11 protein-coding genes and 1 pseudogene are annotated in these 15078 nt (G+C 65.3%); 7 read left to right on the top strand and 5 right to left on the bottom strand.

The genetic code is table 11. The features are described 5' to 3' along the window. The 5 genes and pseudogenes from ACEW8N_RS14890 to ACEW8N_RS14870 all read left to right on the top strand — a co-directional run. Positions 1-339: pseudogene (locus ACEW8N_RS14890) on the top strand (cation-transporting ATPase PacS); the annotation flags it as partial. Positions 340-632: 293 nt separating this feature from the next. Then, a complete protein-coding gene (locus tag ACEW8N_RS14885; RefSeq protein ID WP_373500626.1) occupies positions 633-1229 on the top strand; it encodes a YceI family protein in 597 nt (198 codons plus the stop codon). Between the two features lie 108 nt (positions 1230-1337). Beyond that, positions 1338-3521: a SpoIIE family protein phosphatase gene (locus ACEW8N_RS14880; protein ID WP_373500625.1), complete on the top strand. Its 2184-nt coding sequence runs from the start codon at positions 1338-1340 to the stop codon at positions 3519-3521. 87 nt (positions 3522-3608) lie between these two features. Then, on the top strand, positions 3609-5510 hold the full coding sequence (locus tag ACEW8N_RS14875; protein WP_373500624.1) for a CHASE4 domain-containing protein: 1902 nt from the start codon (positions 3609-3611) through the stop codon (positions 5508-5510). Continuing rightward, positions 5507-7372 (top strand): putative bifunctional diguanylate cyclase/phosphodiesterase, encoded by a 1866-nt coding sequence (locus ACEW8N_RS14870; protein ID WP_373500623.1) that lies wholly within the window; start codon positions 5507-5509, stop codon positions 7370-7372. The genes ACEW8N_RS14875 and ACEW8N_RS14870 overlap by 4 nt, the downstream gene beginning before the upstream one ends. Before the next feature lie 99 nt (positions 7373-7471). Here the strand turns inward: ACEW8N_RS14870 and ACEW8N_RS14865 are convergent, their stop codons facing one another. The 5 genes from ACEW8N_RS14865 to ACEW8N_RS14845 all read right to left on the bottom strand — a co-directional run bounded on the left by ACEW8N_RS14865 (position 7472) and on the right by ACEW8N_RS14845 (position 12404). Beyond that, positions 7472-8683 (bottom strand): ABC transporter permease, encoded by a 1212-nt coding sequence (locus tag ACEW8N_RS14865; protein WP_373500622.1) that lies wholly within the window; start codon positions 8681-8683, stop codon positions 7472-7474. Next, positions 8683-9411 carry an ABC transporter ATP-binding protein gene (locus ACEW8N_RS14860; protein ID WP_373500621.1) on the bottom strand — a complete coding sequence of 243 codons (729 nt, stop codon included), beginning with the start codon at positions 9409-9411 and terminating at the stop codon, positions 8683-8685. The genes ACEW8N_RS14865 and ACEW8N_RS14860 overlap by 1 nt, the downstream gene beginning before the upstream one ends. Then, a complete protein-coding gene (locus tag ACEW8N_RS14855) occupies positions 9408-10688 on the bottom strand; it encodes an efflux RND transporter periplasmic adaptor subunit (protein WP_373500620.1) in 1281 nt (426 codons plus the stop codon). The genes ACEW8N_RS14860 and ACEW8N_RS14855 overlap by 4 nt, the downstream gene beginning before the upstream one ends. A gap of 289 nt (positions 10689-10977) precedes the next feature. Beyond that, the gene (locus ACEW8N_RS14850; RefSeq protein ID WP_373500619.1) at positions 10978-11412 is read right to left on the bottom strand and encodes a hypothetical protein; all 435 of its coding nucleotides are present in this window, start codon (positions 11410-11412) and stop codon (positions 10978-10980) included. After that, positions 11409-12404 carry a hypothetical protein gene (locus ACEW8N_RS14845; RefSeq protein WP_373500618.1) on the bottom strand — a complete coding sequence of 332 codons (996 nt, stop codon included), beginning with the start codon at positions 12402-12404 and terminating at the stop codon, positions 11409-11411. The genes ACEW8N_RS14850 and ACEW8N_RS14845 overlap by 4 nt, the downstream gene beginning before the upstream one ends. Positions 12405-12630: 226 nt before the next feature. Between ACEW8N_RS14845 and ACEW8N_RS14840 the strand changes: the two genes are divergently transcribed. Further along, the gene (locus tag ACEW8N_RS14840; protein ID WP_373500617.1) at positions 12631-14175 is read left to right on the top strand and encodes a cryptochrome/photolyase family protein; all 1545 of its coding nucleotides are present in this window, start codon (positions 12631-12633) and stop codon (positions 14173-14175) included. A gap of 94 nt (positions 14176-14269) precedes the next feature. Beyond that, the gene (locus ACEW8N_RS14835) at positions 14270-14983 is read left to right on the top strand and encodes an SDR family NAD(P)-dependent oxidoreductase (RefSeq protein WP_373500616.1); all 714 of its coding nucleotides are present in this window, start codon (positions 14270-14272) and stop codon (positions 14981-14983) included. Positions 14984-15078 lie beyond the last annotated feature (95 nt).

Genomic DNA, 15078 nt, shown 5'->3' with positions numbered 1-15078 from the left:
CCGGCCCTGGCCCGGGCCGACGTGGGGGTCGCCGTGGGCCGCGGCGCCGACGTGGCCATCGAGGCGGCCGACGTGATCGTATCCAGCGGCAATTTGAACGGGGTTCCCGCAGCGGTCCGCCTGAGCCGGGCCACCCTGGCGACCATCCGCCAGAACCTCTTCTGGGCCTTCTTCTACAACATCCTCCTCATCCCCGTGGCGGCAGGCGCCCTCCACACCGTCACCTTCCTCCCCGCCGCCGTCCGGGACCTCCACCCCATCCTGGCGGCCCTGGCCATGTCCATGAGCAGCGTCACGGTGGTGACCAACAGCCTGCGGCTTTATCGATCAAAGTTCTGATCTGCGAGATCCGGGAACCCTGGTGCGGGTGGATCGCGGACGACGCACCTGCTGTCGGCGAATCCGGTCCCGGCGGCCCGTGTTGACAATTGAAAATCCTTCTTTAGTTTAAAGAATTGACAACTGCGGCGCTTGTGACGCCCTGTCTTCAGGATGTGCGCGACCTCGCGTCGCCGGCCTGGTCTTACCGGTTCCAAAACGCATGGAAACGCGAGGGGAGGTGTCGGTTTTCCTTCCCCGTGGACGTCTGAAGTCCAGGCAGAATAAAAAACGCTTAACCCAAGGAGGAAAGCATGAACGCAACACTCAGGCTCTTGTCGAGGCTTCTAACGGGGACCCTGATGCTCGCGGCTTTTACGACAGCCGTGCCCGTGCCCGCGGCCGCGGATACCTACCAGGTGGACCCGGTCCACACCTACGTTCTGTTTCGTGTCAAGCATCTGGATATCGGCTATTCCTACGGCCGTTTCGGGGGGCCCGAAGGCGTCATCGAATGGAACGAGGCCGCGCCCGAAAAAAGCCGCGTGGAGATGTCGGTCAAGGCCGGCAATGTCGATACCGACAATGACAAGCGGGACCAGCACTTGCGGAGCGCCGACTTCTTCAATGTGGATCAGCACCCGGTGATCGCCTTCAAAAGCACGTCGGTGAAGAAGACCGGAGAGCGGACATTCGACGTTTCGGGCGACCTGACCCTGCTCGGCAAAACCCGTCCCGTGACCGTCAGCGTCCGGCAGACCGGGGCCGGCCAGGACCCTTGGGGGAAATACCGCACAGGCTTCGAAACGACCTTTACCGTCAAGCGGAGCGAGTGGGGGATGAACTTCATGCTGAACGGCGTCAGTGATGAGGTCGTTGTGACCGTGAGCGCCGAAGGGATTCGGCAGTAGACCGGCGGTAGAACAGATTTGTCCATTGTCCGGCCCGTTCCCGCCGACGGAGAACAAACCGGGGCCAGGATGTGAATCCGTTGCCGGGGAGAGAAGGGGGAGGCGCCATTGAAGTCTGTTGATCCCGGTAAAATGAAAATCCGCCTGATGCTGGCGGTGAGCGCCTATCTTCTGGTCACCGCCGGCCAGTGGCTCCAGAAAGACCTTCACGATCGGCTGGACGCGGTGTTCGTCGACCGGCTGGCCCCCCTGCATGTTGTCTCCAGTACCGGCACCCCGTCTTCGGCGCACCCCGCGGGCAAGGACCCCGAGGGCGGCCGCGACCCCGTCGTTTATATAGACGCCAATTTCTACTATGACCGCTCCTACCATGCCCGGGTGATTCAGAACCTGGCCGCCCTGGGGACGACGTCCCAGTTTGTCGATTTTGTATTTGAGGAGAATCTCGGGGATGAGAACGACCAGCAGATGGTGGCGGCGGTGGCTGCCGCCGGCAGCGTCTACTTCGGGGTTTCATACGAATCCCTGAACCATCCGGCAGGCACGATCCGGGACCTCGGCAGCAAAAGCGTGATCGACTATATGGACCAGACCAAATGGTGGGTCGACGCCGCCGCGCCGCCCGATCATTTCTACATCGGTCATACCCCCCGGATGACGGCCTCCCGGCTCGCCACGGTCTCCAGGGGCAGCGGGTTTCTGAACCTTCCGGTCGATGCCGACGGCGTTCTCCGCCGGATTCCCCTGCTGGTCCGGTATCGCGGGGCGCTCTACCCGAGCCTGTCGCTCCGGGCCGCCTGTGATTACCTGGGCATTTCCCCGGCGGACATCCGGGTGGATCCCGGTGAAAACATCACCCTCCGGCGTGAGAAACTCTCTCCCGACGCCCCGCCCCGGGATATCGTCATTCCCATCGACGATTGCGGCCGCATGCTCATCAACTTTGACAGCCTCCGGACGCCCATCCCCCATTACAGCTACCGGGATATCTTCCGGGCTTTTGAAGACCCCGACACCTCCCTGCGACTGAAGCGGGAGTTGTCCGGAAAAATCGCCATCCTCTCCGAGAACATCGAGGCGGACATCAACATCCGGCCCGCGGCCGGGCACAGGCGGCTCACCTCGGGGGCCGTCCATGCCGTCGTCATCCGCAATATCCTTTCCCAAACCTTCCTGTGCCGGCTTTCGGACCCTGCCGGCGAGGCGGTCGAGATCGCGATGCTCATCGCCGTGTTGGGCATTTCCCTCGTATGGTCGTCCATCGGCCTGGTTCTGGGAACCCTCATGGTGTCCGGAGCCTATCTGGCGGGGGGCGTCTATGCCTTTTCCGGAATGCGGATGGTCGTTCCGTTTGTCGGTCCCATCCTCATGGCGGGTGTCGCCTGCACCCTGATTCTGATCGCCATGGCCGCCGAACGGGCGGTCCTGCTCACCCGGACCGAAAAGGCCAGGCAGCGGGCCGAACACGAACTCGATATCGGCCGCCGGATCCAGTCGGGCTTTTTCCCGACGACCCTGCCGGAGGCCCCCGGCTGGGAGATCGCCGCCCATTTCCAGGCGGCCCATCACGTGTCGGGGGATTTCTATGACGCCTTTCACCTGGAGAACCCGCGGTATGTGGGCGTGGTCGTCGCGGATGTCTGCGACAAGGGCGTGGGTGCGGCGCTCTACATGGCGATCTTCCGGAGCCTGGTCCGCATCCTCTGCCGCGCTTCGGCCGGCGATAACGGCGACCCCCGGCCCCGGGTCGACATCGATCCGGTCCGGGTGTTGAAACGGACGATCCGGTCCGTCAACGATTACATCGCCGTCACCCATGAAAAAGAGGGCATGTTCGCCACCATCTTCTTCGGCATCCTCGACACGGAAACCGGAGAGCTTTTCTACATTAACGGCGGGCACGAGCCGCCGCTGGTCCTTGGAAACATAGGGGGAACCACCGGGGTCAAGGCCCTTCTGATGCCCACGGGGCCTGCGGTGGGGGCCTACCCGGACATGCCTTTCGAGGTGAAAATCGTCCGGATCGAGCCCGGCGAGACCCTCCTGGGCTACACCGACGGCGTGACCGACGCCCGGAACCCGGCCGGCGCGCTTTTCACGAGGGAGCGTTTCGCCCTGAAAGCCGCCGCCGCATCCGGGGATTCCCCCGGCCGCCTCATCGATGCCGTCAAAACCGAGATCGAGCGCTTCACGGCGGGCGAGGCCCTCTTCGACGACATCACCCTCCTGGCCGTGGGGCGGCAACCGTTGGATGTCGATCAAATTCTCCATGAGCAAGGTGTTCAAAAATAGGGCTTGACAATCTGAAAGCGACAGCTTTATAACAAATATTATAACTGTTATAAAAATCGAACATCCAATCTCCGTTGGAGGAACGACATGTCGCTCAGAACCAAGGTCATCCTGTCCCTGTTCATCGTTTTTACCGCATACGCGGCCGTTGAATATATTGTCCAGCGCAGGTTTCTCATGCCGGCCTTCGTCGAACTGGAACGGGCCGCCGCCGTCCGGAACGCAGAGCGGGCGGTGGAAGCCCTCCAGCGCGAGGCGGAGATGCTGATCCCCTCGGCCGCCGACTGGGCCACCTGGGACGACACCTACCGGTTTGTGCTCGACGGGAACGCCGAATACAGGAACGCCAACCTGAACCTCAAGGCCCTGGAAAGCCTCAAGGTCAACCTGCTGGCCATCTACAACACCCAGGGCAGGCGGATTTGGGGCATGGCCTATGACCACGACGCCGGCAAAGAGATAGCCTTGGGAGAGCTGTCGGCAGACAGCATCGGTCCGGCCCACCCCTTGCTGGGGGCGGGCACGGAGGATACCGTGGCGGGGCTGTTGAATACGGACGCGGGGCTCTTCATCGTCGCAAGCCGCCCGGTGCTGACCAGCGGAGGGGAGGGGCCTGTCCGGGGCCGGGTGGTTGTGGGGCGCCTGCTGGATGAGGCCGCCATCGCCCGCCTGGGGCTCCAGGCCCGGGTCAACCTGAAGGTAGAAGCCCTGGCCCAGGGCAAAACAGCTGGGTCGGCATCCATCGTGAAGCGGGGTGCCATTGGATATCTGTCCGTGGCGATCGATGAAAAGAACGCCGTCACGGAGGCCCGCACCACCCTGCTGGATGTGGCGGGCACACCGATCCTGCGCCTCCGGGTGGATACCCCCCGCACCATCGTCTCCCAGGGGAGGACGACCCTCAACCATGCCGCCGTCTCCCAGGCGATCGCCGGCGCCGTCGTGCTGCTGGTCCTTTTGATCCTGCTGCGGCGAACCGTCTTCGATCCCGTATCGCGGCTCACCCGTCATGCCATCGCCGTTGGCGCCGAAGGAGATTTGAGTGTCCGCCTCGCCATGGACCGCACCGACGAGATCGGCACCCTCGCCCAGGAGTTCGATCGCATGGTGGGGCGTCTGGCCGAGACCCGGCAGCGCCTCCTCGACCAGTCCTACCGGTCGGGCGTGGCGGAGATGGCCAGCGGCGCGCTGCACAACATCGGCAACGCCATCACGCCCCTCGGGGTGAAGCTGATCGCCCTGAAACAGGAGTTGGCGCAGGCGCCGGCGGCGGAGATGGCCATCGCAGCCGATGAATTGTCCGACCCGGCCACCCCTGCAGACCGCAGGGCCGACCTCGCCCAGTTTGTCGAGCTGGCCGGCACGGAGCTGGCCGCCGTGGTCAGGCGCGCCTCGGGCGAACTCGATGCCATCCGCGGACAGATGGACCACGTGCAGATGATCCTGGCCGACCAGCAGCGATTCAGCCGGGCCGAGCGGGTACTGGAGCCCATCGCGCCCCTCCGCTTCGTGGACGAGGCGGTTCAGCTCCTGCCGGAAAACCTGCGGCAGTTCGTCCGGGTGGAGGTCGACCCGGGGCTGGAAGACGCGGGCCGGGTGCGCGCGGCTCGGGTCGCCCTCCAGCAGGTCGTCGGCAACCTCCTCATCAATGCCGCCGAGTCCGTCCGCGACAGCGGCCGGAAAGAGGACTCCGGCAGGATCCGCATCCACGCCGCTTGCCCGGATGCGGACAGCGAAGCCTTCGTCCATCTATGCTTCGAGGACAACGGGACCGGCATATCCGCGGAGCATCTTCCCCATCTCTTCGCGCGCGGCTTCTCAACCAAAAACCGGGGTTCGGGCATGGGCCTCCATTGGAGCGCCAACACCGTGTCGGCCATGGGGGGGCGCCTCTATGCCGAGAGCGCGGGAATCGGCCAGGGGGCCTGTTTCCATCTTCTCCTGCCCCTGGCTGACGCCGCAGCGCAACCCATGGCGGAGGCCGCATGAGCACTTCGAACAACACCGAAGCCCAAACGACCATCCGCATTCTTGTTGCCGACGACGAAGCCGCCATCCGCGACAGTTACAAGGATATCCTCCAACCGCAGCCTCCGCCGTCCGCAAGCCGGGGCCTGGACGACATGCGGGCGCGGCTGTTCGGCTCCCGGTCGGCCGCCACGGCGCCCCGGGATCGTTTCGACCTGACCTTCTGCGTCGGGGCGGAGGATGCCGTGCATGCCGTGAAGGACGCCCTGGCCGACGGCAGGCCGTTCAGTGTCGTCTTCCTGGACATGCGCATGCCGCCCGGGCCGGACGGCATCTGGGCCTCGACCCGGATCCGGGAACTGGACACCCGGGTCGACATCGTGGTGGTGACCGCCTATTCCGATATCGATCCGGAAGAGATCTCCCGGCGGGTGCCGCCCACCGGCAGCCTCTTCTACCTGCAGAAACCCTTCCACACCCACGAGATCCGGCAGATCGCGGGCGCATTGGGACGTCGCCGCCAGGCCGAGGACCGGATCCGCCAGCTCGCCTACTTCGACGATGTCACCGGCCTGCCCAACCGGGCCTTCTTCAAGGAGCGGCTCACCCAGGCCCTGGGATCGGCCCGGCGGAGCGGGCAGCACCTGGCCGTGCTCTTCCTGGATCTCGACAACTTCAAGCGCATCAACGACACCCTGGGACACTCCATCGGCGATCTGCTGCTGACGGAGGTATCCAAGCGCCTGATCATGAACCTGCGCGCCAGCGACGCCATCGCCATCGGCCTTCCGGTCCAGGGGAGCGAAAGCCTGGCCCGCTTCGGCGGCGACGAGTTCACCATGCTCCTGCCGGAAATCCGCCACGGCAATGACGCAGGGCTGGTGGCGCAGCGGGTGCTCGATGCCCTGGCCAGGCCGGTCATGCTGGCCGGCCACGAGATCATTGTCACCGGCAGCATCGGCATCGCCGTCTATCCCGAGGACGGGCAGGATGTGGAGACCCTGCTCAAGAACGCCGATATGGCCATGTATTTCGCCAAGCGGGAGGGCCGCGACGGCTTCCGGTGCTTCACCGAATCCATGAATTCCGCCGCCCTCAGGCGCCTGACCCTGGAGAAACACCTGCGCCAGGCCCTGGAGCGGGATGAACTGTCCCTCCACTACCAGCCCCAGGTGGATGTGGCCAGCGGCACCGTGTCCGGCGTGGAGGCCCTGTTGCGCTGGAGCAACGATGAATTGGGAGCAATCTCGCCGATGGAGTTCATCCCCCTGGCGGAGGAGACCAACCTCATCGTCTCCATCGGCGAATGGGTGCTGCGCACGGCCTGCGCCCAAGCCAAGGCCTGGCAGGATGCCGGCGTCCTGATCCCGCGGGTGGCCGTCAACGTGTCCGTGCGCCAGTTTGCTCAGACCGGGTTCGCGGCCAAGGTGGGGAAGATCCTGGAGGAGACGGGCCTCGATCCGTCCAGCCTCGAGATCGAGATCACCGAGAGCGTGCTGATGAAAGACGGCGAAATGGCCCTTACCACCCTCCGCGAACTCAAGGCCCTGGGGATCCAGCTCGCCATCGACGACTTCGGCACCGGATATTCGAGCCTTGCCTACCTGAAGCAGTTTCCCATCGACCGCCTCAAGATCGACCGGACCTTCGTCTGCGCCCTCAACACCGACCATCAGGACCGGGCCATCGCGTCGGCCGTCATCTCCATGGCCGAGAGCATGAACCTGAGCGTGACGGCGGAAGGGGTCGAAACCGAAAGCCAGCTCTGTTTTTTGAAATCCCGCCGCTGCGGAGAGGCCCAAGGCTATTATCTGAGCCGGCCCCTGCCCAGGGATGAGATTGCCGTATTCATGCGGAAAAGAGGCCTGGAGGGCACCGCGTAGAACCCTGCCCCGCGTGAAAAAATACGCCTGTTGAGAGACATGGAAAGATCCGGCGGGGAGCGGTTCTCCCGCAGCTTGAACTCCGGCCCTTCAGCGGCGCTACTCCGCCCGGAGTGCCTCGATGGGGTTCATGCGGGCCGCCTTCCGGGCCGGGAAATACCCGAAGACCACGCCCACGCCGCCGGAAAAGAGGAAGGCCCCCAGGACGATGCCGGGGTTGAAGACGAAGGGGATGCCCATGGCGCGGGCACCTATCATCGCCGCCGTGAGCCCCAGGACGATGCCCGTGAGACCGCCGAAGGCCGAGAGCACCACCGCCTCCACCAGAAATTGAAACAGCACGTCCCGTTCGAGGGCGCCGATGGCCAGCCGGGTGCCGATTTCCCGGGTCCGCTCGGTGACCGACACCAGCATGATGTTCATGATGCCGATCCCTCCCACCAGGAGGCTGACGGCGGCCACGGCCGCCAGAAGTCCGGTCATGACCCGGGTGGTGGCCGTGAGGGTGGCGACGATCTCTTTCATGTCCCGGACGGTGAAATCGTCCTCCTTGCCGAGGGCGATGCCGCGCCGCTGCCGCATCAGCCGTTCGATGTCGGCCTGGACCGTTTCCGTGGGAACCCCTTCCTTCGCCGACACCAGAATGGTGGCGACATCCGTGTTTCCCGCCAGGCGCCGCTGAAGTGCCCTGAGGGGGATCAGCACGGTGTCGTCCTGATCCATGCCGAAGCTGGATTGTCCCTTTTCCGCCAGGAGGCCCACGACCTTGAAGGAGATCCGGCCCAGGCGGACGGCGGAACCCACCGGGTCCGCGCCGCCGAAAAGCTCCCGTTTCACCGTGGCGCCCAGCAGGCATACCGCCCGGCCGGAGCGGATCTCGCCGTCGGTGAAGGCACGGCCCGAGGCGATCTCCCAGTCCCGGACCGTGAGATAGGCGCTCGTGGTGCCTGTCACCGTTGTGGACCAGTTGGCGTTGCCGGATATGGCCTGGCTGGACCGGCTGGCGGTGGGCGCCACGGCCGAAAGCCCGGCGATCTGGTTCGCGACGGCGGCGGCGTCGGCCACGTCAAAGGGCTTATCATCCGACCGTGCGCCCCCCGGCCCCCGGAAACCCTGGCCGGGGCGGATCTGGAGCATGTTGCTGCCCAGCTTCGTGATGTCGCTCGTGACCTTGGCCGTGGCGCCGTCGCCCAGGGTGACCATGGCGATGACGGCACTCACGCCGATGACGATGCCCAGGATGGTGAGGCAGGATCGCAGCACGTTGCGGCGGATCTCCCGCTGGGCCAGCATGCAGGTTTCCCAGAGCATCAGCTTGCCCCTCCCGCGCCGGGGTCGGTGTCGATCCGGCCGTCCCGGAACTGGATCCGCCGGCCGGCATAAGCCGCCATCTCCGCCTCGTGGGTCACCATGAGGATGGTAAGGCCCCGCTGCCGGTTGAAATCGGTGAGCAGCGCCATGATCTCCCGGCTCCGGGCAGTGTCGAGGTTTCCCGTGGGCTCGTCCGCCAGGAGCACCTCGGGCTCGCTCACGATGGCCCTGGCGATGGCCACCCGCTGCTGCTGGCCGCCGGAAAGCTCTCCGGGGGTATGGCCGGCCCATCCGCCGATCCCCACCGCTTCCAAAGCAGCAAGCGCCAGCTCCCGACGCCTTCGGGCCGGGACCTTCCGGTAGATGAGCGGCAGTTCCACGTTTTCCAGTGCCGACGTGCGGTTGAGGAGGTTGAATCCCTGGAAGACGAACCCGAGGTAGTGGCGGCGCAGGAGCGCCCGCTGGTCCCGCGAGAGGCTTCCCACATCCACCCCGTCGAAGCGGTAGACCCCATCCGTGGGTGTGTCCAGGCACCCCAGGATGTTCATGCAGGTGGATTTTCCCGATCCGCTGGGGCCCATCACGGCCACGAACTCGCCCCGGTCGATGGTGAAATCGACCCTGTCCAGGGCGCGCATGGCCGCAGCACCCCTTCCGTAAACCTTCGTGACCCCGTTGAACACGATGAGGGGGCCGTCCGCGGACGCTTCCTCAGGAGAATCCGTCATGATTTGCCTCCCAGAACCTCCACCACCAGGGCCTGCCCGGGTTCCAGAGCGCCGTCAACGATGGCGGTGAGCGTCCCGTCGGTGTGGCCGGTGGTCACGGCTACCGGCGCCGGCTTTCCGTCCTTCAGGATATGGACCCGCTGGCGCCTGGCATCGGCTTCCTCCGCGCCGGCCTGTCGCCTCGGGGTATGGGGCGGACGGGGCAGGAGGGACTGGATCAGCCCCCGCCTGGGGGTCTCCGTCCGCTGGGGCGGGGTGAACCGAAGGGCCGCATTGGGCACCAGGAGCGCCGAAGCCAGCCTTTCCACCGTGATGTCCGCCGTCGCCGTCATCCCCGGGCGGAGCAGCAGATCGGGATTGTCCACCGCCATGATCGCCTTGTAGGTGACGACGCCGTCGGTGTCCTCGGCACCGTAGCGCACCTGGGTGATGCGGGCCTGGAATGCCCGGTCCGGATAGGCATCCACCGAGAATTCGGCCTGCTGGCCCTCCTTTACCTGCCCCACGTCCGCCTCGTCCACGTCCACCTGAAGCTCCATCCGGGTGAGGTCCTCGGCCAGGGTGAACAATATCGGGGACTGGAGGCTTGCGGCAAAGGTCTGGCCGGGGTCCACGGCCCGGTTGAGGACGATGCCGTCCACCGGGGAGTAGATGACGGTCTTGGCCAGGTCCGCCTCGTCCTCGACGAGTTTGGCGGCGGCCTCGTCAATGGCGGCCCGGGCGGCGTCCACCTCCGCGACGGCCCGATTCCGGGCCGCCTCTCCGGTCTCCAGGACCTCCATGGACGGGATCTTCCCGCCGGTGAGGCGCCGGGACTCGCGGTACCGCGCGAAGAGCTTTTCCTTTTCCGTCCGGGTCGCCTCCGCCTGCCGCAGCTTGGCCCGGGCCGATGCCAGGGCCGCCCTGGACTTCATTACGGCGGCCCTGAACTTGGTGTCGTCCAGCCGGGCCAAGGGCTGGTCTTTTGTCACCCGGTCGTTGAAGTCGACCTCGACGGTCGTGACGATGCCCGACAGCTCGCTGCCCACCTCCACCTCGTTGGTGGCGGCCAGGTTCCCGGTGGCCGTGACGGCGACGACCAGCGGCCCCCGGGTCACGGGCAGGGTCTTGTAGGCGACGGCCTGGGCCTTGTCGTTCAGACGCCATATCCAGACGCCCGCGGCAAGGACCAGGAGGAGGGCGGCGGCCCAGATGAACCCGCGTGTGAGGAGGCTTCGGGTCGCGCGGGAGCCGATCCCCAGGGTAGCTTCAAGGGATGTTTCCGGAGTGCTTTTCATGGATGTCCATTTCCGTGATGCGCGTAAGGGCGGCGTCGGCCGGGGGCCTGCCCCGCGTGGCCGGCCAATGGGGAAGCTCTCCCCCTGTTCCGACGCATATACGATGAAAAATGTCTTACCCCGTTTCGGTCTTTTTTGCAAAATGCTGGTGCGCCCATATTAGGAAATGTCGGCGGCGGGTGCGGTTTGGTTACAGCCGCGCGGAAGATTGCGGGGCCTGATGGGGGAATCGGTGCCGTGCGGTGGGAACATTGTAGGGGCAGGCCCCCGTGCCTGCCCGGGGGGTATTTCAAATGGGGACCTGTAGGGGCGCACGGCCGTGCGCCCCTGCGAGGGCATCCCGGATCAGCCCGTAGAGGACAAGCAGTTCGTCACCCGGGGCCGGGTCGGCCGTCCATATCCAGGCGACATCCTCCGGGGCCACCCCGAGACGCGCGGCCGTCTGCCGCGCCTGATGCCAGGTGGGCACCCACACGAGCTGTTCGGCCATCGCCTCCGAGCTGCCGAAAATGCTGATGAAACGGGGGAGGCTCAGAACGAAGTAGACCCGCAGGGGGAAAGGGGAGTCGGCCTCGATGCGGGCCTCGGGATCCCAGACAAAGCACCCGACGTGGGGCCGCCACGCCAGGCCGCGCTGCTTCATCTCGCGGGCCAGTTCCAGATGGGCTTCGGTGAAGGGAAGGGGCGCCATATCGGTTGCCGGATCAAAGGGAATCGGTTTCATCGGTCTCTCCTTGAGGGATCTGCAAGGTTTCGTTTTGCCGCGGGATTCAGGTAATGGCGGACCATCTCTCGTGCGGTGGCGGTCGCGGCCCGTCGGATCACGGGATAGAGGCGGCGGCAGTCGGCCATGTCCAGGCGCCGGACCACGGCATCCGTTTCAAGCTCGTCCCGGGTATGGGGATAGGGGTCCGCCGTCGCCGTGATCTCCTCCTTGGCGATCAGCTTGCTGTAGATGAGTGCGCGCCCGGCCAGCAGGTCCTCCTCCGGCAGAACGCGGTCCGGGTGGAACCGGTAGAGAAGGGTGAGCAGGTCTCCGGGGCCGTAAAGATGGCGGCGAAAGCCCATGCCGCGCACGGCGTCCGCCATGAGGAAGGTCACGCTCAGTTCATGACCCGGGGGAAGCCCGTGCCTCAGCTCCCGGAAGAGCGGGTAGTGCATCTGGCCGGCCTCGATGTAGAAGGACCCGCCGTCCGCCAGGGCCGCGACAATGGCCCCGGCCCGCATCCGTTCGCGCAGGGCAAAGCGGTCCGCGTCGGACCTGGCGAACCGCTTTACCGCGGTAACGGTCTCCTCGAAGGTGCCTTGGACCGACACCTCGTAGAAGTCGATCAGGGCGGCGGTGGCCTCCCGCTCCGCGGCATAGACTTGATGCAGGTCCGTTCCCGGTTTCAGGTCCGCCGGACGGCCGCCGTCTGCGAAGTGCTCGTGGATTTCGATCAGCCTCTCCAGGAAGGGCTCCACCTGGTACAGCCGTTTTCCGGCGCGGTGAAGTTCTCGCAGGATTTCCGACATGCGCCTGCCGAACTCCGGGTACTCCAGGTCCAGGGTCTCCAGATAGGCGTCGATGCCGAGCCGGCCCGACAGCATGGGTTGGAACCCTGGATCGGGCGGCTCTTCGAGGATCACCGCGTCGTGGCGCGCCATCAGCGCCTGGGCTGGGGCAACGGCTTCGGGCCGGTGGTTTGACAGGACAAGGGTCGCACGGGATCTCATGCAGCAGCCTCCGGTGGATTGAGGTTGATAAAAAACCTAACATAATCATGAAACGATCAAAGCCGCCCGCCCGGAAGAGGCCCCGGAAATCTCTGCTGGTCGGCAAAGCGTGCCTCGAAATGAAACGTCTCTGCTGTTGCCGCCGATAGCCGAATATACTATAGACACAGGAGCGCAACACCGCAATTGCAAAGACGCGATCCCCTCCGGGGAAGGAGGCATGGGTATGGCAGCGGAAAAAATTCTCCGGCTCGTCCTGGGGGACCAGTTGAACCTCCGGCACACCTGGTTCCAGAAGCCCCGGAGCGACGTGGTGTACGCGATGATGGAGGTCCGGCAGGAGACCGATTATGTCCGGCACCACATTCAGAAGGTGGCGGGGTTTTTTGCCGCCATGCGTCGTTTTGCCGCAGAGATCGAGGGTCTGGGGCACCGCGTGCGGTACCTCCGGCTGGATGACCCCGAAAACGCCCAGAATATCGAAGAGAACCTCCGGGCGATGATCCGGCAGGAGCGGTACACCCGCTTCGAGTACCTGCTTCCCGACGAATACCGCCTGGACCGGCAGCTTGCGGCCGACGCCTCCCGGCTGCCGGTGCCCTCGGCGGCGGCCGACACCGAGCATTTTCTTACGGAGCGGGACGCGGTCGCCCGCATGTTTGCCGGCAAAAAACGCTTCCTCATGGAGTCTTTCTACCGGCAGATGCGCAGGCGCCACGATATCCTGCTGGAGAACGGCAAGCCCGCGGGCGGCAAATGGAACTACGACTCGGGCAACCGCAGCCGCTACGACGGCGCCGTGCCGATTCCCGCCGCCATGGAATTCGAAAGCGACGTCACCGACATCGTCGAGATGATCGAGCGCTGCGGCGTCACCACCCTGGGCCGGATCGACCCCAAGCGTTTCATCTGGCCCGTCACCCGATCCCGGGCCCTGGCGCAGTTGGACGAGTTCGTCCGCCTTCGGCTGCCGCATTTCGGCACCTACCAGGACGCCATGACGACCCGAAGCGGGTCCCTGTTTCACTCGCGGCTCTCCTTTGCCCTCAACACCAAGATGCTCCACCCCATGGAGGTGATCCGGGCGGCTGTCGGGCGGGCTGAGCAGGCGTCCGGCCCGGCCATCGGCATTGGGCAGTTGGAGGGGTTTGTCCGCCAGATCCTGGGCTGGCGCGAATTCATGCGTGGCGTCTACTGGGCGAAGATGCCTTCATACGAAACCCTCAACCACTTCGACCACCATGCGCCGCTTCCAGGCTATTACTGGACCGGTGACACCCGCATGGCCTGCATGCGCGCGGCCATCGCCCAGTCCCTCGAACAGGCCTATGCCCACCACATCCAGCGGCTCATGGTGACGGGCAATTTCGCCCTCCTGGCCGGCGTCCATCCGGACGCGGTGGACGCATGGTACCTGGGCGTCTACATCGACGCCGTCCAGTGGGTGGAGATCGTCAACACCCGCGGCATGAGCCAGTTCGCCGACGGCGGCATCGTGGCCACCAAGCCCTATGTCTCGTCCGCCAACTACATCCGGAAGATGAGCGACTACTGCGACGGGTGCCGGTACACGCCGGCCAAAGGCGCCGGGGAGGGGGCCTGCCCCTTCAACAGCCTCTACTGGGATTTTTTGCACCGCCATCGCGCCAGGCTCGAAAAGAACCCCCGGGTCGCCATGATGTACCGCACCTGGGACCGGATGAAGCCGGACACCCGGGATGACCTGCTCACGCAGGCCCGGGCCTACAGATCCCGCCTGGACGACCTGTGACGGCGAATGTCGACTCGTATTGCCCGCACCGGCAGGCATGGTTACTTTTCTCTCAACTTTTATGGATTCCATCAGCTTGTTCCGGAGGCCAGACATGAATGGAAAAACAGTTGTGGTTGTCGGCGGGAGCGCCGGCATCGGATGGGCCGTTCTCGAACGCCTCAGCGGCGAGGGGGCTCAGGTGCTGCATTTTTCGAGGTCGGAAGGCCTCCGGTCGGAGCTTGCCGGGGTTCGCCACCGGACTTTCGACGCCGTCAGGGACCCGTTTCCGGCGGAGGCGCTGCCGGAAAGGCTGGACGGCCTGGTCTACTGCCCCGGCAGCATTCGCTTGAAGCCCTTTGCCAGGATTACGGCGGAGGAGTTTCTCGAGGACTTTGACATCAATGTCATCGGCGCGGTCAAGGTGGTCCAGGCCTGCCTGCCGGCCCTTAAAAAGAACCCGGACGGCGCCGCCGTCGTTCTGTTCAGTACCGTGGCGGTGCAGACCGGGATGCCGTTTCACGCGTCCATCGCCTCTGCCAAAGGGGCCGTCGAGGGCCTGACCCGTTCCCTTGCCGCCGAGCTGGCCCCCCGCATCCGAGTCAACGCCGTGGCGCCGTCCCTCACGGATACGCCGCTGACGAGCCGGCTGCTGGGCGATGAAGGCAAGCGCAAGGCCGCCGGCGACCGTCATCCCCTGAAACGGGTCGGGTCGCCTGAGGATCCGGCGGGGGCGGTGGTTTTCCTCCTGGGAAATTCGGCTTCCTGGATCACCGGGCAGGTACTCGCGGTGGACGGGGGGATGGGATCCATACGGCTGTTCCAGTAGCCGGCCGGTCCGAAGGTGATCCACCCAATTCTCCGGCAGTCGGACGGGGCCTAGGGAACCGATCCCTCCAGGTGATCGCGGGTTGCGAAGGCGCA

Source organism: Desulfococcus sp., assembly GCF_041737845.1.
In the GTDB taxonomy this organism is placed as follows: Bacteria; Desulfobacterota; Desulfobacteria; order Desulfobacterales; family Desulfococcaceae; genus Desulfococcus.
The sequence above is the reverse complement of the archived record's forward strand: the minus strand, read 5'-3'. Positions and strand labels throughout refer to the sequence as shown.

What these genes read in the sequence shown, in the direction of transcription:
- ACEW8N_RS14865 (WP_373500622.1), bottom strand. Translation starts at nt 8,683, where the DNA reads ATGCTCTGGGAAACCTGCATGCTGGCCCAGCGGGAGATCCGCCGCAAC.
- ACEW8N_RS14850 (WP_373500619.1), bottom strand. Translation starts at nt 11,412, where the DNA reads ATGAAACCGATTCCCTTTGATCCGGCAACCGATATGGCGCCCCTTCCC.
- ACEW8N_RS14870 (WP_373500623.1), top strand. Translation starts at nt 5,507, where the DNA reads ATGAGCACTTCGAACAACACCGAAGCCCAAACGACCATCCGCATTCTT.
- ACEW8N_RS14840 (WP_373500617.1), top strand. Translation starts at nt 12,631, where the DNA reads ATGGCAGCGGAAAAAATTCTCCGGCTCGTCCTGGGGGACCAGTTGAAC.
- ACEW8N_RS14835 (WP_373500616.1), top strand. Translation starts at nt 14,270, where the DNA reads ATGAATGGAAAAACAGTTGTGGTTGTCGGCGGGAGCGCCGGCATCGGA.
- ACEW8N_RS14860 (WP_373500621.1), bottom strand. Translation starts at nt 9,411, where the DNA reads ATGACGGATTCTCCTGAGGAAGCGTCCGCGGACGGCCCCCTCATCGTG.
- ACEW8N_RS14845 (WP_373500618.1), bottom strand. Translation starts at nt 12,404, where the DNA reads ATGAGATCCCGTGCGACCCTTGTCCTGTCAAACCACCGGCCCGAAGCC.
- ACEW8N_RS14855 (WP_373500620.1), bottom strand. Translation starts at nt 10,688, where the DNA reads ATGAAAAGCACTCCGGAAACATCCCTTGAAGCTACCCTGGGGATCGGC.
- ACEW8N_RS14885 (WP_373500626.1), top strand. Translation starts at nt 633, where the DNA reads ATGAACGCAACACTCAGGCTCTTGTCGAGGCTTCTAACGGGGACCCTG.
- ACEW8N_RS14875 (WP_373500624.1), top strand. Translation starts at nt 3,609, where the DNA reads ATGTCGCTCAGAACCAAGGTCATCCTGTCCCTGTTCATCGTTTTTACC.